Source organism: Nocardia sp. TBRC8007 (genome assembly GCF_056629435.1).
In genome coordinates this window covers 25,624-43,506 of sequence record NZ_JBWSOR010000003.1, presented here as the reverse complement: position 1 = coordinate 43,506, position 17,883 = coordinate 25,624, and the positions used below count along the sequence as shown (strand labels likewise).

Here is a 17,883-nt window from a genome sequence, read left to right as displayed (position 1 = left end):
GCGGCCAACACACCCGCGGCGTACAGTTCCGGGCAGTGGGACTGCTGGATCGGCGCGGTCAGTTCTATTCGGTGCGGGGCCCGGGTAAGTCATGTGCGGCGAAAACTGGTGTTGTTCGGTCGAACTCGGATCGTCGGTGCAACAGGAACGAGCCTGGTGTTCCGGTGGGCCTCGGCTCGATGTCCCAGTGCGACTTTCCGTCGGCCGGTTGCTGGTCGGGCAGCCCGAGCAACGGCAGCGCATCACGCCAGAAAGTGTTGTAGCCGTAGCACAAGTCGGTGAGATGCATGTCGAACAGCTGGTTGGTCACCACGGTCATCGAGTCGTCGGCCGAACCGCCGTCGACGACGATCACCTCGTAGTCGCGAGGGATGGTCGACAACACCTGCTGAGGATTGCGGGCCTCATTGAGTAACGGGACGACGACCGAGATCTTCGGCTCGTCGCGATGCGCCGGGCGGTCGGTGTCCCCCGTTCGCAGGCCGCGGTTATGTCCGGGATACCAGTGACTGCCAGTAGGCATGATCCGTCCTCGTGTCCGGCCGGCTTCCATACACCGGCTTATCGGACAAGTCGGACAGGTGGTGGTCTTGGTTCCCCGTCCGGTCTCTACTGCGCTGTGCCGCACATCACGTTCGGATGCATCTGTAGGTGAAAGTTGTTGTCGCTTTTTCGTTTCAGGTGAGGAAACCTTCGGTGGTCGGCCCCAACACCACGGCGGGGCGGCCGGTGATCGGGTTGTCGATGATCTGCGCGGACACTCTGAAGACCTCCCGCAACAACTCGGCGGTGATGGTGTGTGCTGGTTCGCCCGCGGCGACGACTCGGCCTTCGCGCAGGACGATCACCTGGTCTGCGTATGCCAGGGCCTGGCCGAGGTCGTGGATCGCCAGCACGATCGTCGTGCCGAGTTCCCGGAGCAGATGCAGCAGTGCCAGCTGGGCATGTATGTCGAGATGGTTGGTCGGTTCGTCGAGCAGGATCACCGGCGCTTGCTGCGCCAACGCGCGAGCCAGCAGGACGCGTTGGCGTTCGCCGCCGGAAAGCTCGGCGAAGCGCCGGTCGGCGAACGACTCCACCCCCACCCGACGCATGGCGGCGAGCACGATATCGCGGTCGTGGCGCGATTCGGGCTGAAAGTATTTCTTGTGTGGCGACCGTCCCATCGCGACGATCTCGCCGACGGTGAAATCCGCTGCCGTACTGTGCTGTTGGGTGACGACCGCGCGCATTCTCGCCATCTGTCTCGCCGAGGTCCTCCACACATCACGACCGTCGATGTAGGCCGCGCCTGCGCTCGGTTTGCCTGCCCGGTATATCGATCGCAGCAGGGTGGACTTTCCTGAGCCGTTCGGGCCGACGATCGCGGTGATCCGACCCGGCGCGGCAGTCAGATCGATGGCGTCGACGAGGATCGCGCCATCGATTTCCACCCGAAGACCGACGACGTCGACGGCAGCGGCGGTTCGCGCGGGGTCCTCCGAGGTACTGCTCATACCGTGCCTCCGGACCGGCTGCGCTTGAGCAGCCACAGGAAGAAGGGGCCGCCGAGCGCGGCGGTGAAGATGGTCAGGGGGTACTCGTTCGGGATGTCGATCGTGCGGGCGGCCAAGTCGATCAGGACGAGGAACGCTGCGCCGAGCACCGCCGCCGCGGGCAGCAGCCTGCGATAGTCGGCTCCCGCCGCGAACCGGGCGAGGTGAGGAATGATCAGGCCGACGAAGCCGACGCCGCCCGCGATGCTCACCGAAAGTCCGGTGAGCATCGCGACGATCACGATGAGTTGCACGCGCAGCCGGTTCACCTCGACACCCAATGCCACCGCGTCGTCGTCGCCCATGGACAGCGCGTTGAGCCCGCGACCCTGCAGCAGCAACCACCCCAGACAGGCGGCGGCCAGTGCCGCAGGCAGTGCCAGCGCACCGAGCTCGGCGCCTGCGACACTGCCCATCATCCAGAACAGGATGCCGCGGACCTCGGCTGGTTCGGAACGCAGCTGGATCAGGCTCGTCGCCGCCGCCGCGACCTGTCCTACCGCGACACCGGCGAGCACGATGCGCGGGCCGGTGAACTGGCCGTTGTGGTGAGCGAACAGCAGCACGAGCAGCAATGCCGCCGCGGCTCCCGCGAAACCGGCGACCGGGACGCCGAGATTGCGGATCCACAGGGCGGACACCGAGGACATCACCGCGACGGCTGCCAGCGCCGCCCCCGAGGAGACACCGAGCACGAACGGATCGGCCAACGGGTTGCGGACCATGCCCTGCAATACCGCACCCGCGACCGAAAGCGCCGCGCCGACGAGGACCGCCGCGAGTACCCGCGGCACCCGCAACTGCCAGACGATCATCCCGTGCAGCGCGTCCGGCGCAGCCCCGACTCCAAGCCCGTGGAACCGTACCGCCGCCCACACTTGGGTGATCGGAACAGTCACCGACCCGAACGATATCCCTGCCAGGCACACAAGCACCAAAGCCAGCGCACTGGCCCAGAGCACGACACCCGGAGCGAAACGGCCCGATCCCGCCCAGCCGGTGCGTTCCGGGTCAGAAGGCGGTGGGGTGGGCGACTCTGGCGATCTTCTCGATCGCAGCAGCGTTCGCGGGTCCGAGATAGATGCCATCGGAAACCTTCACATAGGCGTTGTTCTTCGCAGCGGTCCATTGTGGGTACGCGGCGAACAATTTCGCGGCCTCGGCGTCGAGATCCTCGCCTGAGCGAGTCGCGCCGAGGACGAGTACGTCCACCTGCGCGGCGGCCAACTGCTCAGCGCTGAGATTGCTGGTGAGATCCCAACCGCCGTCCGGGAAACTCGGTTCGCCGCCCGCGGCCCGCACCACCGAGTCGTAGATTGTTCCGGAGAGGACCGCGGGCAGTCCGTTCGCGTTCATCACACTCATATCGGGAAACGCGATGAGCATTCGTTTCGGTTTCTGGCCTGCGACCTGCTTGCCCACTAATTCGATCCGATCCCGTAGTTCGTTCACCACAGCAGTCGCCCGATCCCGCACACCGAAGACCTCACCGATCAGCTCGAGAAAAGCCAAGGAGGAGTCGGTGGACCCCTTGCGGTAGGCCTGCTTCTCGGCGGCCGTGACATTCCGCGGTTTGCCATAGGCGCAGTTGACCGGGTTCACCAAGGTCTGGATCCCGGCCCGATGCAACATCTCCCGGTCTGCGAACCCATACTTCGGGTCGAACCCACCCGACCAAGTGGACACGACCAGATCCGGGTGCAATGCCAGCACCTGTTCCGCGGGCACGTCGGCGGAGGCGTTGAGGACCAATCCGCCGTCGGGGAGCGCATCGATCCGCTTCGCCATGCCGGGGATATCGGAAATCCCGTAATGCTGAGTGTTGGCCACGATCGTTTTCCCGAGCCCGAGAGTGAGGAATGTCTCGACCTCACCGACCGAAGCTCCCCGCAGGATCAATACCCGTTTCGGCGGACGGTCGAAAGTCTGCCGGTAACCGCAATTGTCCACGGTGACCGGATACCCGGCCGCAGCGGACGGTCCGATGGAGTTCTCCGCGTCGACCGGCGGTGATCCGCAGGCGCCGAGCAATCCGGAGCCTGCGATCAACAGCCCGCACAAGGCCAGCCGGGAAAAGCTTCGGATCATCACGTCGCACACTCGTCTTCTGTGATATCGAATACCGGTGGACCGCGGTCCGGCCCGCCGCACAGATAGTCGTCCGGCCCGCCCGCATGGTTCCCGTGGTGTGGCTCACATCGGATTCGGTCGGTCCGGTGCCGCCGCGAGCGCACCGCAGATACCGGTCGCGCCGCCCGGCGGCGAACAGTGCTGTCCCCCGCCAGCGCCATCTGCGCGAACGGCAACGCCCACAACGCTTCCGCATACAGCGCCTCTGGCCGATCGAGCGACACGGCCACACCATCGATGCCGGGCTCGGCCTGTTTCGCCGTCTCGACTGCCCGGCGGGGGTGGGAACCGTATGCCGAGCTGCCGCGACCAATCAGGTATGAGGTGTGAGATGGCCCACGAATGGCGGCGCGACCACTATACGACTTCCGGCGTAGGGCCGAACCTGATCCACCTGGCACTGGTCATCGAGGTGGGGCTGCTGCTCACCGGGGCGGGGCTGCGTCCGGTCCTGGCGCTGATCGCCTGCTCGGCTGCCGTGCTGGTTTCGGTGCCTGCCCAGGTGATGTTTGCGCGGCGCCGCGAGCAGCGGAGACACCATGTTGAGCGCGAGCTGTCGATCGTATTACCGCCTCGGGCGGTACGTGGCCGGGCAAAGCTGCGGGCAGTACCCGGCTCTCCCTCCCGGTGTCACACTCTGTGACTGTACCGCCCGCGCCTGGCGAGGTCGGTAGGCGTCGTGTCGGGCTGACGATCGCGGGAATGACCTGCGCTGCCTGCGCTGCGCGGGTGCGGCGCAGTTTGGAGAATCTCGCGGAGACGACCGCCACGGTGAATTTGCTCACCGGCCGAGTGGAGGTCGAGACATCGGCGGTGCACAGCACCGCTGATCTGTGCCGCGCCGTCGGGTCGGCCGGTTACGCTGCTACGCCAAGCAGGGACCAGGGCTCAGTGCCAGGAAGCGGTCGAGGCCGGACGAGTCGACCGCTCGGTCGGCGATTGCTGACCGCGTGTGCGACAACCGGATTGCTCAGCGCGGCCTCGTTCGCCTCCGCGCGGGCCGCCGCATGGTGGCCGTGGTTGCTCATCGTCTGCACCGTTTCGGTCGCGTTGTGGGCTGCCTGGCCGATCCACTGCGCGGCGGCTCACGCGGCCCGGCGCGGCCGGTCCACCATGGACACGCTGACCAGCGTCGGTACCCTCGGCGTCCTGGTCTACGCGGTGGCGGGGATGCTCGGTGGTTTCGGTCCCGGCCGTTGGTCGTGGTCGGACGAGGGACGGTACTTGTGCCTCGCCATGGGGGTGACGGTGTTCGCTCTGGCCGGACGGTATCTGGAAGGTCGCGCCGAGCGCAGCGCGAGCGCGGCGCTCGACGGCCTTGCCGCGCTCTCGGCCCGATACGTCACGGTGGTGGACGAGCTGGGAACCGAAATGCGGATCCCAGCTGGTGAGTTACGGGAAGGACAGGTTTTCCTGGTTCGCCCAGGGGAGATCGTCGCCGCCGACGGGCTCGTTGTTTCCGGCGCGGCGGCAGTCGATATGAGCGCGCTGACCGGCGAACCGAGCCCAGCCCCGATGGAGCCCGGCACGGCGATCGCCGCGGGCGGCGCAGTACTCGACGGGATACTCACCATCGAAGCCGCCGCTGTGGGCGAGCGGACCCGGTTGTCGGAGATGCTCCGGCTGCTTGCGCAGTCCCAGACTTATCGCAGCGAAGCCCAACGGTCGGCCGACCGGCTCGCCGGTCGATTCGTCCCTGCAGTCTTGATCGTCGCGTTGCTCACCCTCTGCGGTTGGTTGTTGGCCGGTGCCCGATGGTCCGGCGCTGTCGAAGCCGGACTCGCGGTGGCCCTGGCTGCGTGCCCCTGCGCGCTGGGGCTCGCCACGCCGACCGCGCTTCTCGTCGCCTCGGGTCGCGCCGCCCAGCTCGGCATCTTCTGCAAAGGCCACCGTGTCCTGGAACAGGCTGAACGTGTCGATGTCGTCGTGTTCGACAAGACCGGCACGCTCACCGAAGGCCGCCCGGCCATCGTGGACGTGGTAGTGGCTTCTCCGCATTGTCGTGCGGATGTGTTGCGGTGGGCCGCTGCTGTCGAGAGGACTTCCCGTCACGCCATCGCACTCGCGATCACCGCGGCGGCACAGGAGGAGGGCATCGACGTGCCCGTCGCACACACTGTCGTCGAACAGCACGGGCTCGGAGTGCTCGGTTCCGTCGACGGCGTCAAGGTAGCGGTCGGGAAACCGAGATACCTGCGCAGGAACGGATTCGTCGTGCCGGACGAGTTGCGAGAGCACCATCGGCGGCAGGAATATCTCGGGCGCACCGCAGTTCTCGTCGGAGTCGACGACCAGGTGGTCGCCGTGCTCGCGGCCACCGAAACGGTACAGCCCACTGCGGCTGTCGCGATCGAATACCTGCGCGGGCTCGGGTTGCGTAGCATCCTGCTCACCGGCGACAACCGATACGCCGCGCACGCTGTCGCCGACCTGCTCGGCATCGACGAAGTCATCGCCGAGGTCATGCCCGAGGACAAGAGCGAAATCGTCCGACGGCTCCAGGAGACCGGGTGCCATGTCACCGTGGTCGGTGATGGTGTCAACGACGGCCCGGCACTGTCGGCGGCCGATCTCGGCATTGCGCTCGGTGCGGGCACCGACGTGGCGATCGAGGCCGCCGACGTCGTCGTATCGGGAAGGGACTTGACCAAGGTGCCGTCGGCAATCGGGTTGGCACGCACCACATTGTCCACGATCCGGACCAATCTGTGTTGGGCCTTCGGTTACAACGTGATGGTTGTTCCACTCGCCGCGCTCGCGCTCGACCCGGTCACCGCTGCCGCCGCGATGGCACTGTCGTCGGTGTTCGTCGTGACCAACAGCTTGCGATTGCGCCGTTTCACGCACCCGGATCGCCGGTGATGCCCGCTGCGGCGGTATATCCACAGCGGCTGCTGGACGCGGGTGCATCCGGCCCTGGCCATCGACCGGCTCGAGGTGGATGCGACGATGGAGGCCACCATGAGATCGCCACACACCTCACCGACCATCCGGCTGTGCCGTGCCGTGGTCTTCGCGGTGATCTGTGTGCTGCTGTCGGCGGCCGGGCACTCCACCACCTCAGGGCATCCGATGTCGTTGTCGACGGTGTCGCTGGCATTCGCAGCGGTCACGGCCGTGACCTGGGCGATTGCCGATCGCCGGCACGGTTTGTGCGCGATTACGGGGGGATTGCTCGCCGCGCAGGGTCTGCTGCATCTCTGGTTCGGTATCGCACCGGTCCCCGGTGGCCACGGTGGCGCGCACGGCACGGCTGCCGATCGCTTGGCCGAGTCACAATCGATGGCGATGGTGGGGGCGCATTGCCTGGCCGGGCTGGTCTGCGGTGTGTGGCTGTGGCATGGGGAACGCACCGCGTTCTCTCTTGTTCAGTCGCTGTATGCGCGCATGGTGCTGCCACTTCTGCTCTTGCTGGCTCGCCCGATCCGCACGCCATCGTTCGCCGCATCGGTGTTCGGCCACCAGACCACGTTTGTCAGGCCGGTGCGGCTGCTCCGCCATGCCCTGGCTCGGCGCGGTCCTCCGATCGGGCCGCTGTCGTTCGAAGAGTCCGCCGCTGCATCATGACCAGCTGATTCCCGTCCCTTCGAGGGTGGTCGTCGGTGTCGGTATACGCGACGGACGCCATCCTCGTCGCAGGTCGCCTGCGGGTGGGGATGTTGTTCAACGGGCCGGGGCGGCGTCAGGTGGGCGGCGTGCTCGGATCCCGACACGACACCGATGCCGCTGTGCGTGCGTCCCGAACCGGAGATCCCGCTGTGAATATCGATCTGAACTGGTGCCCCGCTGTGCTGCGACGACGCAGCAGATCCTATTGTCGGACCACGGCTCGCGTGACGCCGTCCACCCATCGACAGCATGTCGACGACGATGTCGTCCGATGAACATCTGACCGCGCTGGCTCTGGCCGCGGGCGCGGGCGATCGCACGGCTCTGGAAGGGTTCGTCCGTGCCACACAGACCGATGTATGGCGATTCGTCGCCCATCTGGCGGATGTGCAGTCCGCTGATGACCTGACCCAGGAGACCTATCTGCGTGCGATGGGCAGTCTCCCGCGTTTCGCCGGTCGATCGACCGCGCGGACCTGGTTGCTGTCGATCGCACGCCGGGTGGTGATCGATCGGCTGCGCAGCGCCGCGGCCCGCCCGCGCACCGCCCACAACACCGACTGGGAATCCGCGCTGGAACGTCATCGAGATCGGCACCACACCGATATCGGTGAGGAGATGGTGGTCGCTGATCTGCTGAGCCATCTGCCCGAGGAACGCCGGGAGGCTTTCGTGCTCACCCAGATCCTCGGCCTGTCCTATGTCGAGGCGGCGCAGGCAGCCGACTGTCCGGTCGGCACGATCCGATCCAGGGTCGCGCGAGCGCGTGAAGCCCTCGTCGAATTGTGGCAGGGCACCGACACCGAAGTTCATGATGAGCCGGCCACAGCCGAGTGGGTTCGAGCTCAGATGTGACTTATGACAATTGCGCTGTTGTTCGACGGTACGATAAACAATGTATCTCGGTTCTGTAGAGCTTCTTGTGGACGGAGGTACTCACCACCGGATCGCCGCTGTCCATAGTCACGCTGTCCATAGCCAAAAGGCATTTCCGGGTGGCGAGGTCCTGACATTCGGATGCGATGGAAGGTAGCGGCGGCCGTGGTGGAAGTTGCAATCCAGCGGACTATACGGCATCTTTGCGGGTGGAGTGCCGGGAAGTCTGGTCGGCAGCCCGGCCCGAACAGGGCCGGTTCGGTTCGACGACAGGTGACATCGTGCTGATACGACGTCTCCGCCCGGACCCTGGCGACGGTGTGGTCCTCCTCCATCGACGCGTGGTCGGTGCGCGGTGTCCACGACCACGTGTCGTGCCCGTTTCGCTCCTGTGGCTCAGGCGACCAGGTGAGCGATCGCGCGGGGATCCCCTCGCGTGACCTCGATGTTCGACCACCCGGTGTGTGGCTTCTCGTTCTCCGGCGAGCTTTCGGTACGTAGCCGCTCGGTATGAGGCTGCGCTGTCGGCTGTGGTGAGTCTCGGGGGACCACCGGCTACCGAGCACGAGCCCGCACCGTCTGCCGGGCGCGTATGAACCGACCTCGACAAGGCAGGACCACATCAGAATGAGTAGGCCCCAGCCCCGCCTCCGCCTGTTCGCCCCGGGGTCATGGCCCGAAGCGCAACGCATCACCGCGATCCTGCGCACCGAAACCGCGGGTGGCCTGTTGCTGATAGTCGCTGCGGCGACCGGATTGATCTGGGCTAATACACCATGGTCGCAATGGTATGAGTCCTTGCGCGATGTTCGCGTCGGGCCGGAGGCATTGCATCTGAATCTGACGTTGCACGCGTGGGCGACCGATGGGCTGCTGGCGGTGTTTTTCTTCGTGGTCGGGCTGGAGCTCAAACGCGAATTCGTCGCCGGAGACCTGCGCGACCCCCGGCGAGCGATGTTGCCAGTGGTGGCCGCAGTGGGCGGAATGATCGGGCCGGCACTGATCTTCCTGGCGATCAATGCCGGTAACGGTGCCGCAATGACGGGCTGGGCGATCCCGACCGCGACCGATATCGCCTTCGCTCTGGCCGTGCTGGCGGTGTTGAGTACCCACTTGCCGACAGCGCTGCGGACATTCCTGCTCACTCTCGCTGTGGTGGACGATCTGCTCGCGGTGACAGTGATCGCGGTGTTCTACACCGATGATCTGAACCTGCTCTGGCTGGGTCTCGCGGTGCTCCCGCTGGCGGTATTCGCGTTCGCTGTACAGCGTGGGAACGTCTCGGTCTGGCTGCTGTTGCCGTTGGCGTTGATCGTCTGGTGGATGGTTCATCAGTCGGGGGTCCACGCCACTGTGGCCGGTGTCCTGCTCGGGTTCACTGTCCCTGTGCTGTCCGGCGATAAGGGAGCGACCAGCGAAAGAACGTCTGCGGAGGACGCGCCGTCGCCGGGGATGGCCGAACGATTCGAACATCTCCTGCGTCCGTTCTCGGCCGGGGTGGCGGTACCGATTTTCGCGTTCTTCGCCGCCGGAGTCACGATCGGCGGGCTGTCGGGTCTCGCTGCTTCGCTGTCGGACCGGATCACCCTCGGTATCGTCGCCGGGCTCGTCCTCGGCAAAGTGCTCGGCATCACCCTCACCACCTTCGCGACCGCACGGTTCACCCGAGCCGAACTCGACGATGATCTCGCCTGGGTCGACGTCATCGGGGTGGCTTTATTGGGCGGGATCGGGTTCACCGTCTCGCTGCTCATCGGTGAGCTCGCTTTCGATGACCCCACCCGGAGCGACCACGTCCGCATCGGCGTGTTGTTCGGCACTCTCCTGGCCACGGCGCTTGCGGCGATCGTGCTACGGCTACGCAATCGCACCTATCGCCGGATTGCCGAGCGTGAGATCTGCGACGACGACCACGACGGCATCCCGGATATCTACCAGCAGCGATAACGCACTTCCAGGACCAGGCGCGCACCCGTCTGCCGTGTCAAGGGGTCGATTCGCGCGCCTGTTCGTCATGGAATTCCAGTAGTGCCGCAAGGGTCCGCTCGGGTGCCTCCAGCTGGGGGTAGTGGCCGACGCCCGGCAGCTCCACCACATCCGGGTCGGTGATCAGCTCGCGGTAGCGGCGGGCCATGTGGATTCCGGAGACCGGGTCGAGCACTCCGTTGACGAATCGGATCGGAACTCGGCTCCGCTGTAGCGCGCCCACCCAGCGCTGTCGCTGCTTGCGGCGTTCGGCCATGTAGCTGATCAGCTTGTGGCCGTTACGCCTACCGTGTTTGCTGCACCACAACAGCCAGAACTGGTGGAGTTCGACGTCGGTGGGTCGGTTGTCGGGACCGAATACCGCGGCCAGGCTGTGACGGAAGGTGCGTTCGTTGCCGAATACCCCGATCAGTGATCCGAGCGGGCTCGCCAGTAGCCGCTGTACCGGGCGCGGGCGATGCGCCTCGGGAAACAGGCCGCCGTTGAGCAGGCACACCGATTCGAGCACCAGCGATTCGTCGCCGGTCGCGTGACGTTCATCGGCACGCGCCAGCAGTTCCTGGGCAACGGTGTCGCCGTAGTCGTGGGCGAGGATATGGAAGCGGTCGATGCCTTGTGTGCGCAGCAGGCGCTCGTGGATGTCCGCCTGGTCGGTGATGCGGTAGTCGTAGTGGCGTGGTTTCGCCGACCAGCCGAAGCCGATCATGTCCGGGGCGATCACCCGGGAGAAGCGTTCGCACAGACCCGGCCAGATCCGATGCCAGTCCCAGGACGCGGTGGGAAATCCGTGTATACATACCAGGACCCCTGCCCCATCTCCCGCGCTGTCGCGCCAGAAGACCTGATGACCGTGATGGGTGAGGCGCCGCCCATTGGCTCGCCACGTCGCGAATTCCTCCATGTCTACCTCCTTGTCATCGACAAGCATGGTGCGCGCATCAGGGCCGGTAGTTCGGCCGAGCCGATCCGGCGTCTATAGCGTGGGCCGGGCGCCGATCGCGTGCTCTGCGAGAATGCCACCGTAGGCGTGGCGATCGGTTTGGTTGTCTCGTCGCGTCGGCCGCTGCTGCGGCTTCCTGCCTCTCTTGCTTTATACTGCCGCGCTTCGCACATCGTCGGCGGATTTCCGGGCCGAACTACTCGGCTGCCCCCGTGAGCGCAGCGTCGGCGTACGAGTAGATCAGACGTGCGTATTCGGCCAGCAGTCCTTCTAGAGACAGTTCCTCGCCGCCCGCGGTGATCTGCTGGTAGCCGATGAGCATTGCCATGCCCAGCGAGGTGACCGCATCGGCGGTGTCGTCGTCGCCGACGATGCCTTTGAGTGCCTTGTGCACAGTGCGTCTACGGGATTCGTCGACACGCTTGAGAGCCAAGTTGACCGATTCGTCATTGGCCGCCCACGCACGAATCGCTGCTTCGGCGAAATGGTGCGGTCCTTCGGCGAGCGCGGACATGACGCGGATATCGTCGTCCGGATTCCCCTGGTCGAATGGCAGCGTCGCGAGGGTACGCACCTGACGGCTCTCCCAATAGTCGAGCAAGGCGTCGACGAAACCCTGCCAGCTGCCGAAATGATGGTAGAACGAGCCACTGGTGACGCCGAGTCTCCGGCACAGCACACCTATATTCAGGCCCTTGAAGCCGAGCTCGGCGAGCATGAGCAAGCCGGTGTCGAAGTATTGCTCCTTGGTGACCACACGTGACATTCTCGGCGCCGTCCTCTTCGTTCGGGCAGGGGTGGGAGCGAACAGTACTGCATCGTAGCGTCGGCCGGACCGAGTCGTTGCCGTCTTCGCGCCCGTATATCAAGCACAACAAGTAGCAGTTACCTGCGGAAATAGTTATCGCGCAATAGGTATCCGGCCTCGGTCCGGCCCTGCGCGCAAGCGCGTACCCACGCTGGGTGGCGCCCCGACCGCCGTGGTCGCGTGCCTCCGCTTCGAAGTGCTCTGGACGGCGAGAACTGTTGCTCTGATGAATTTTTCGGAGTAGACGAGCCTGCCGATGGTGCTGGAGCGGGAAGATTCTCCGCCGGAGCGACGAACGATCGAAACGCTCCACCCACCGCGGCAGGAAACCTGGTGTCGGGGAAAGACTGTGTCACAGGAGGAATCGGCTGTCGTTGAGGTGCGTGCTAGAGCCTGACTCCGAGCAGAGCGTCGATCGCAGCAGTGATCATGGCGGGTGCTTCGGTGTCCGTGCCACCATAGTCGAGCGTTTGACGTGCCCAGTTGTCTACCGCGTCGAGTGCCCTGGGAGTGTCCAAGTCGTCGGCCAGATGCCTGCGCAGCCGCGCGACTGTATCGGTGGCCGAGGGGCCAGCCGTGCAGGCTGTGGCAGCGCGCCACAGCTCGATCCGCTTTGTCGCCTGCTCCAGCAGGGCATCGGTCCACATCCGATCCAGGCGGTAGTGTCCGGCCAGCAGACCCAGACGAATCACGGCCGGGTCGACGCCGTCGCGGCGCAACGTGGACACCAATACCAGGTTGCCCTTGGACTTGGACATCTTCTCCCCATCCAGCCCGATCAGGCCGGCATGCACGTAATGGCGGGCGAAACGACGGCCCGCGATCAACGACTCGGCATGAGCGGCGGAGTACTCGTGGTGCGGGTAGATCAGGTCGCTGCCGCCACCCTGGATATCGAACCCCGAGCCGAGGCGGTTCAAAGCGATCGCCGAACACTCGATATGCCAGCCGGGTCTGCCCGCGCCGAATGGCGCGGGCCAGGCCGGCTCGCCGAGGCGGACCGAGCGCCATAGCAGCGCGTCGATCGTGTCGCGTTTACCGTGCCGATTCGGATCGCCGCCACGCTCGGCGAACAGCTGTTCCATGGTCGCCCTGTCATAGCCGGATTCGTAGCCGAACTGCTCGGTGGCATCGACACGGAAGTAGATATCGGGATTTTCCGGGTCGTCGACAGTGTAGGCCGCGCCGGAAACCAGTAATTTCTGTACGAATTCGACGACCTCGTCGACGGATTCGATCGCGCCCACATAATCGCGGGGCGGCAGGATGCGCAGCGCGGACATGTCCGTACGGAACAGATCGATCTCTGTGGTGCCCAGCTGCCTCCAGTCCACGCCGTCCCGGGCCGCGCGCTCGAACAGTGGGTCGTCGACGTCGGTGACGTTCTGTACGTAGTGCACATCATGACCCAGGTCTCGCCAGATCCGGTTGATCAGGTCGAAGGTCAGGTAGGTCGCGGCATGCCCGAGATGCGTCGCGTCGTAGGGGGTGATCCCGCAGACGTACATGGTGGCGGTCGTCCCTGGGGTTACCGGACGGAGCCGGCGGTCGGCGGTATCGAACAACCGCAACGGCGGTCCTGTTCCGGGGACGGTCGGAAGGGCGATATCGGACCAGGACTGCATGTCTACGAGGGTAAAGGTGCGTTGGATATCATCTGTTCCCGCCCCATCCCGCGTGCTGCGCGGACTGTGGTGACCTGCGCCTCGGGTAGCTCAGAGTGCGGGCCACGGGATGGGGCGCGAGGTACGCGGGACCGGCATCACCGGATCGTCGACCATGTGCCGGGTCCGTTCGATCAGCGCGTCGATCTCGGCATCGGTGATGTGCTCGCTCAGTATATCGGCGAACCGGCCCGGCAGTCGGGCAGCGAACGCGGCGATATCGGCGATCAGCTCCGCGCTGATCGGCTGGCCCGCCCAACCCCACAGTACGGTGCGTAATTTGTCCTCGGCGTGTAGACAGATGCCGTGGTCGACACCGTATACCTGGCCGTCCACGCTTTCAAGCGCATGTCCGCCCTTACGGTCGGCGTTGTTGAGCAACACATCCAACACTGCCACACGCCGCAACCGCGGGTCGTCGGCATGGATCAGCGACACCGCATTGCCCTGTTGATCCAGCGCGCGCAGCACTTCGCGGAATCCGTCGGGCACCGAGCCCGTAGGGCACAGATCGATCAGGTCGAGTCGGTCGTCGCGGCTGTCGATGCCTTCCACCCAGCGTTGCACCATACCGGGCCCGAAAGGGCCTTCACGCAAGATGGTTTCGGGAATCACGCCCCAACCGATCACCTCGGAGATCAGATACGACGCCACCTCGCGCCCGGCCAGGGTGCCGTCAGGGAAATCCCACAGCGGCCGTTCGCCGCGAATCGGTTTGTAGACCACCCGTAGCGGCAGGCTGGCGGTGTCGTCGTCGGTACTGCCGATATCGCAGACCAAGGTCACGTTACTGGCGGTGTTCACCCGTCCGACCACCCGCAGCTCGCCGCGGTGGAGTCGGCCCCCCGTCTCGACCACCGGATTACTCCTCTAGCTCGGCCGTACCGAAAATGTCGCCGCGCTTGTAGCCATTGGTGCGTACGCACATATGACCACGTGCCGAGAGCGGCTCTCCACACAGCGGACACGGCGGACGGCCCGCCGCGATCACCCGTGTAGAGCGCAGCGCGAATTCGCGTGCCTGACTAGGGGTGAGGAACACGCGCACCGCGTCCGGACCCTCCTCGGTGTCGTCGAGCACCACCGACTCGTCGACCTCGGTTTCGGTGATCGCCAGCAGTTCCACCACCACCGCGCCCGCGTCGGCGTCCCAGCCCAGTCCCATGGTGCCGACCCGGAACTCGGCATCGATCGGGGTCACCAATGGTGCGTTGTCGGTGACGTCCTCGGCCTGCGGCGGTACCTCCGCGCCGAAGCGACGCGCGACCTCGTCCAGCAGCAGACCCATTCGATCGGCGAGGACCTTCACTTGTTGCTTCTCCAGCAACACGCTGACTACCCGCGGTTGTTGCACGGCTTGCAGATAGAACGCGCGATCGCCCGGCTCACCGACGGTCCCGGCGACGAAACGATCGGGGGTGCGGAATACATGGATTGCGCGTGACACATGCACCTCCTGATACGTGACCCTGATCGACTACCCGCAGCGCGGGGATTCCATACAACTGAACACTGCTCCATTACTCACCAAGAATCCCGGCGCTCCGCACTCCCATTATCCGCACTTCCCGCGACGCCGAGTTCGCCGCCGGGAACCGGTTCGGCGGTCTCGGTTCCCGGGGACCTGGAGCGTTGTCCGCCGGTCGCGGCGAGTGCGGACAAGTCGGTGCCGGTGTCGTTGACCCGCCACACATACGGTGCGGTCGGGGTGTAGCGGACGATGCTGATCGATGCTGGTTCGACCACGATCCGCTGGAAGCCGTCGAGGTGGATGCCGAGTGCGTCGGCGAGTACCGACTTGATCACATCCCCATGTGTGCACGCCACCCACAGTGCGTCGCGGCCGTGTTGTCCGGCGAGCGCGCGATCGTGGTCGCGGACCGCGGTCACCGCGCGGGACTGCACCTGTGCGAGGCCCTCGCCGCCAGGGAACACCGCACCCGAAGCATGATGTTGCACGACTTTCCACAGAGGTTCGGCCAGTAGTTCCGCCAGCGGCCTGCCTGTCCACTCACCGTAATCCACTTCGGTCAGCCGGTCGTCGAATACCGGCTCCAATCCGAATTTCTCCACCAGCGGGGACACCGTGCGTCGGCAGCGCAGTAACGGGGAGTGCACGATGCGTTCGATCGGGAGACCGCTCAGTCGTTCGGCGATGGCCCGCGCCTGCTCGTCGCCCCGTTCGGTGAGATCGACGCCGTTGCTGCGGCCGGCCAAGGTCCGGGCGGTGTTCGACGTGGACACACCGTGCCGCAGCAGGATCACTGTCATACGGCCAGCTTAGCGATCATGTGGCAGAGACCATTCCGCTTGCCAGCAGACCCATGATGGTCAGCCCGAGCACAATGCGGTAGCCGACGAACCAGTTCAGTGAATGTCGCGTCACAAAGCGTAGAAGCCATGCCACCGAGGCATAGCCGACGACGAACGACACCAGCGTCGCCGCCAACAGTTGCGGCCCACTGGCATTGAGGCCTGCGCCGGCGGGTTGGAACGCGTCCGGGAGGCTGAACAAGCCCGAGGCGGTCACGGCGGGGATGGCGAGCAGGAACGAAAACCGCACGGCCGCTGCGCGCTCCAGCCCGAGGAACAACCCCGCGGACGAGGTCGCGCCGGAGCGGGAGACTCCGGGAATCAGGGCCAGGCACTGAGCGAAACCCATCACCAGACCGTCGCGGGTGGTCAGTTGCTCGATCGGGCGCTGCTTGCGTCCGTAGTACTCGCTCGCGGCGATGACCAGAGCGAAGGCGATCAGCATGAACGACACCAGCCACAGATTGCGCGCCCCCGTGCGGATCTGGTCCTTGAACAGAAGACCGAGGACACCGATCGGGATCGTAGCGATTATCACATACCAGCCGATCCGGTAGTCCAGCCCCCGGCGCGCTGTGTCGCCGAGCCCGGCGAACCATGCCCGCACGATTCGTGCGATGTCCTTGGCGAAGAACACCAACACAGCGGCTTCGGTGCCGAGCTGGGTGACTGCCGTGAACGAAGCGCCCGCGTCATCACCGAAGAACACCGAAGACACGATGCGCAGGTGTGCCGACGATGATACCGGCAGGAACTCTGTCAATCCCTGCACCAGACCGAGCACCAGTGCCTGTATCCAGGTCATCGACTCGCCCACGAAATCCCTCTCTGCTACTACATGTACTACAAGAAACCTCGGATCGGACCGGGCGATCGGCGCGCCGCGCCGACACCGTCGCAATCCCGCAGCGAGGGTACAGTGCCCGGTCGCACGCGATATGTCGGGCTGCCGTCGCATTTCGCGGTATGTCCAGCAGCGGTGTGCCGAGACACGTTCTGGTCGGCACGTTCTAGGCTTGGCGCCGTGACGAATGCGCGGACACGGTGATGGAACAGCGGACGGTCGGACGCAGCGGCCTGCGGGTGTCGCGGATGGGCCTGGCAACCCATACCTGGGGTGAGCACACCGACGTCGAGGCCGCCGGAGAGCAACTGATGGCATTCGTCGAAGCGGGCGGCACGCTGGTGGACACCTCGCCAGCCTACGCGGGTGGCGCCGCGCAACGGATCCTCGCCGAGCTACTCGGTGATCTGGTCTCCCGCGATGAGCTGGTGCTCAGCGGGTGTGCGGGGGTCACTCCCCCGAGATCCGCTGCCGCGGGTCCGGTGCCGGAGCTGACGCAAGCCACGGCGGACACCTCGCGACGGGCGCTGCTGCGACAGTTGGATCGCACGCTGCGGCAATTCGGCACTGATCATCTCGACATCTGGAATGTCGCGGTGTGGGATCCGTCGACACCGCTGGCGGAGGTCGCCGCAACCCTGGAACAGGCGGTGCGTTCGGGGCGAGTCCGGTACGCGGGGGTGCGTGGGTTCGGGGCGTGGCAGCTGGCGAGCTTGGCGGCGACCACCCCTGTGACCGCGGCGCAGACACCGTATTCGCTGCTGGCGCGCGACGCGGAGACCGACATCGTTCCGGCCGCGCAGTATCACGGCGTCGGTGTGATCGCCTCGGCGCCGTTGGCGGGCGGCATCCTCACCGGGAAGTATCGCGACGGGGTCCCCGCCGACTCGCGTGGCGCCGAGGAAGCTACTGCGGCCGAGATCCACACCGGTCTCGACGAGCGCGCCACCCGCGTGGTGGAGGCGCTGGTGACCGCGGCGGACGGATTGGGCACATCGCCGTTGGCGGTCGCGCTGGCCTGGATCCGGGATCGGCCCGGCGTCGGCAGTATGGTCGTCGGTGCCCGCGATATCGGCCAGCTCACCGGCGTGCTGGCCGCCGAGACTCTCGAGTTGCCGCGGGCGATCGCGGCCGCGTTGGACGACGTCAGTGCTCGTGCCGAGTGACAGAGGCCGACC

19 protein-coding genes are annotated in these 17,883 nt (G+C 65.8%); 7 read left to right on the top strand and 12 right to left on the bottom strand.

Translation table 11 applies throughout. The features are described from left to right. Window positions 1-64: 64 nt before the first annotated feature. The 5 genes from ACX4ZE_RS04485 to ACX4ZE_RS04465 form a co-directional block, all read right to left on the bottom strand. Entirely contained in the window at window positions 65-523 is a 459-nt protein-coding gene (locus ACX4ZE_RS04485) for a hypothetical protein (protein ID WP_480272011.1), read from the bottom strand. A gap of 154 nt (window positions 524-677) precedes the next feature. Further along, the gene (locus ACX4ZE_RS04480) at window positions 678-1,496 is read right to left on the bottom strand and encodes an ABC transporter ATP-binding protein (protein ID WP_480272010.1); all 819 of its coding nucleotides are present in this window, start codon (window positions 1,494-1,496) and stop codon (window positions 678-680) included. Continuing rightward, entirely contained in the window at window positions 1,493-2,623 is a 1,131-nt protein-coding gene (locus tag ACX4ZE_RS04475; RefSeq protein ID WP_480272009.1) for a FecCD family ABC transporter permease, read from the bottom strand. Before ACX4ZE_RS04475 ends, ACX4ZE_RS04480 begins: the two co-directional genes overlap by 4 nt. Next, entirely contained in the window at window positions 2,547-3,623 is a 1,077-nt protein-coding gene (locus ACX4ZE_RS04470; protein ID WP_480272241.1) for an ABC transporter substrate-binding protein, read from the bottom strand. The genes ACX4ZE_RS04475 and ACX4ZE_RS04470 overlap by 77 nt, the downstream gene beginning before the upstream one ends. Then, the gene (locus tag ACX4ZE_RS04465) at window positions 3,623-3,889 is read right to left on the bottom strand and encodes a hypothetical protein (RefSeq protein ID WP_480272008.1); all 267 of its coding nucleotides are present in this window, start codon (window positions 3,887-3,889) and stop codon (window positions 3,623-3,625) included. The genes ACX4ZE_RS04470 and ACX4ZE_RS04465 overlap by 1 nt, the downstream gene beginning before the upstream one ends. A gap of 107 nt (window positions 3,890-3,996) precedes the next feature. Between ACX4ZE_RS04465 and ACX4ZE_RS04460 the strand changes: the two genes are divergently transcribed. The 6 genes from ACX4ZE_RS04460 (at window position 3,997) to nhaA (ending at window position 10,097) form a co-directional block, all read left to right on the top strand. Further along, a complete protein-coding gene (locus ACX4ZE_RS04460; RefSeq protein WP_480272007.1) occupies window positions 3,997-4,308 on the top strand; it encodes a hypothetical protein in 312 nt (103 codons plus the stop codon). Further along, the gene (locus ACX4ZE_RS04455; RefSeq protein ID WP_480272006.1) at window positions 4,305-6,527 is read left to right on the top strand and encodes a heavy metal translocating P-type ATPase; all 2,223 of its coding nucleotides are present in this window, start codon (window positions 4,305-4,307) and stop codon (window positions 6,525-6,527) included. The genes ACX4ZE_RS04460 and ACX4ZE_RS04455 overlap by 4 nt, the downstream gene beginning before the upstream one ends. Window positions 6,528-6,626: 99 nt before the next feature. Further along, complete coding sequence (locus ACX4ZE_RS04450) at window positions 6,627-7,232, top strand: hypothetical protein (RefSeq protein ID WP_480272005.1); 606 nt, start codon at window positions 6,627-6,629, stop codon at window positions 7,230-7,232. A gap of 35 nt (window positions 7,233-7,267) precedes the next feature. Further along, window positions 7,268-7,549, top strand: a complete 282-nt coding sequence (locus ACX4ZE_RS04445) for a hypothetical protein (protein WP_480272004.1) — start codon at window positions 7,268-7,270, stop codon at window positions 7,547-7,549. Continuing rightward, on the top strand, window positions 7,536-8,129 hold the full coding sequence (locus tag ACX4ZE_RS04440) for a sigma-70 family RNA polymerase sigma factor (RefSeq protein ID WP_480272003.1): 594 nt from the start codon (window positions 7,536-7,538) through the stop codon (window positions 8,127-8,129). Before ACX4ZE_RS04445 ends, ACX4ZE_RS04440 begins: the two co-directional genes overlap by 14 nt. Before the next feature lie 648 nt (window positions 8,130-8,777). Next, a complete protein-coding gene (gene nhaA, locus ACX4ZE_RS04435; RefSeq protein WP_480272002.1) occupies window positions 8,778-10,097 on the top strand; it encodes a Na+/H+ antiporter NhaA in 1,320 nt (439 codons plus the stop codon). 37 nt (window positions 10,098-10,134) lie between these two features. Here nhaA and ACX4ZE_RS04430 read toward each other — a convergent pair whose 3' ends face one another. From ACX4ZE_RS04430 to ACX4ZE_RS04400, 7 genes are all read right to left on the bottom strand, one after another. Next, window positions 10,135-11,037 (bottom strand): alpha/beta fold hydrolase, encoded by a 903-nt coding sequence (locus tag ACX4ZE_RS04430; RefSeq protein ID WP_480272001.1) that lies wholly within the window; start codon window positions 11,035-11,037, stop codon window positions 10,135-10,137. A 235-nt stretch (window positions 11,038-11,272) separates the two neighbouring features. Continuing rightward, window positions 11,273-11,842 (bottom strand): TetR/AcrR family transcriptional regulator, encoded by a 570-nt coding sequence (locus ACX4ZE_RS04425; RefSeq protein WP_480272000.1) that lies wholly within the window; start codon window positions 11,840-11,842, stop codon window positions 11,273-11,275. 428 nt (window positions 11,843-12,270) lie between these two features. Then, on the bottom strand, window positions 12,271-13,509 hold the full coding sequence (mshC, locus tag ACX4ZE_RS04420; protein WP_480271999.1) for a cysteine--1-D-myo-inosityl 2-amino-2-deoxy-alpha-D-glucopyranoside ligase: 1,239 nt from the start codon (window positions 13,507-13,509) through the stop codon (window positions 12,271-12,273). A gap of 90 nt (window positions 13,510-13,599) precedes the next feature. Further along, entirely contained in the window at window positions 13,600-14,406 is an 807-nt protein-coding gene (locus ACX4ZE_RS04415; RefSeq protein ID WP_480271998.1) for an SCO1664 family protein, read from the bottom strand. 4 nt (window positions 14,407-14,410) lie between these two features. After that, window positions 14,411-14,995, bottom strand: a complete 585-nt coding sequence (locus ACX4ZE_RS04410) for a DUF3090 domain-containing protein (protein ID WP_480271997.1) — start codon at window positions 14,993-14,995, stop codon at window positions 14,411-14,413. A 77-nt stretch (window positions 14,996-15,072) separates the two neighbouring features. After that, window positions 15,073-15,819, bottom strand: coding sequence for a histidine phosphatase family protein (locus tag ACX4ZE_RS04405; protein ID WP_480271996.1), 747 nt, complete (start codon window positions 15,817-15,819; stop codon window positions 15,073-15,075). A 16-nt stretch (window positions 15,820-15,835) separates the two neighbouring features. Beyond that, window positions 15,836-16,678 carry an undecaprenyl-diphosphate phosphatase gene (locus ACX4ZE_RS04400; RefSeq protein ID WP_480271995.1) on the bottom strand — a complete coding sequence of 281 codons (843 nt, stop codon included), beginning with the start codon at window positions 16,676-16,678 and terminating at the stop codon, window positions 15,836-15,838. A gap of 230 nt (window positions 16,679-16,908) precedes the next feature. Between ACX4ZE_RS04400 and ACX4ZE_RS04395 the strand changes: the two genes are divergently transcribed. Further along, the gene (locus tag ACX4ZE_RS04395) at window positions 16,909-17,871 is read left to right on the top strand and encodes an aldo/keto reductase (RefSeq protein ID WP_480271994.1); all 963 of its coding nucleotides are present in this window, start codon (window positions 16,909-16,911) and stop codon (window positions 17,869-17,871) included. Window positions 17,872-17,883: the final 12 nt, after the last annotated feature.

Bases quoted from the DNA above. Each gene is read 5' to 3' on its own strand.
- ACX4ZE_RS04430 (WP_480272001.1), bottom strand. From the start codon at position 11,037: ATGGAGGAATTCGCGACGTGGCGAGCCAATGGGCGGCGCCTCACCCAT.
- ACX4ZE_RS04475 (WP_480272009.1), bottom strand. From the start codon at position 2,623: ATGGCATCTATCTCGGACCCGCGAACGCTGCTGCGATCGAGAAGATCG.
- ACX4ZE_RS04440 (WP_480272003.1), top strand. From the start codon at position 7,536: ATGTCGTCCGATGAACATCTGACCGCGCTGGCTCTGGCCGCGGGCGCG.
- ACX4ZE_RS04480 (WP_480272010.1), bottom strand. From the start codon at position 1,496: ATGAGCAGTACCTCGGAGGACCCCGCGCGAACCGCCGCTGCCGTCGAC.
- nhaA (WP_480272002.1), top strand. From the start codon at position 8,778: ATGAGTAGGCCCCAGCCCCGCCTCCGCCTGTTCGCCCCGGGGTCATGG.
- ACX4ZE_RS04485 (WP_480272011.1), bottom strand. From the start codon at position 523: ATGCCTACTGGCAGTCACTGGTATCCCGGACATAACCGCGGCCTGCGA.
- ACX4ZE_RS04395 (WP_480271994.1), top strand. From the start codon at position 16,909: ATGGAACAGCGGACGGTCGGACGCAGCGGCCTGCGGGTGTCGCGGATG.
- ACX4ZE_RS04470 (WP_480272241.1), bottom strand. From the start codon at position 3,623: ATGATCCGAAGCTTTTCCCGGCTGGCCTTGTGCGGGCTGTTGATCGCA.
- ACX4ZE_RS04450 (WP_480272005.1), top strand. From the start codon at position 6,627: ATGAGATCGCCACACACCTCACCGACCATCCGGCTGTGCCGTGCCGTG.
- mshC (WP_480271999.1), bottom strand. From the start codon at position 13,509: ATGCAGTCCTGGTCCGATATCGCCCTTCCGACCGTCCCCGGAACAGGA.
- ACX4ZE_RS04425 (WP_480272000.1), bottom strand. From the start codon at position 11,842: ATGTCACGTGTGGTCACCAAGGAGCAATACTTCGACACCGGCTTGCTC.
- ACX4ZE_RS04405 (WP_480271996.1), bottom strand. From the start codon at position 15,819: ATGACAGTGATCCTGCTGCGGCACGGTGTGTCCACGTCGAACACCGCC.
- ACX4ZE_RS04460 (WP_480272007.1), top strand. From the start codon at position 3,997: ATGGCCCACGAATGGCGGCGCGACCACTATACGACTTCCGGCGTAGGG.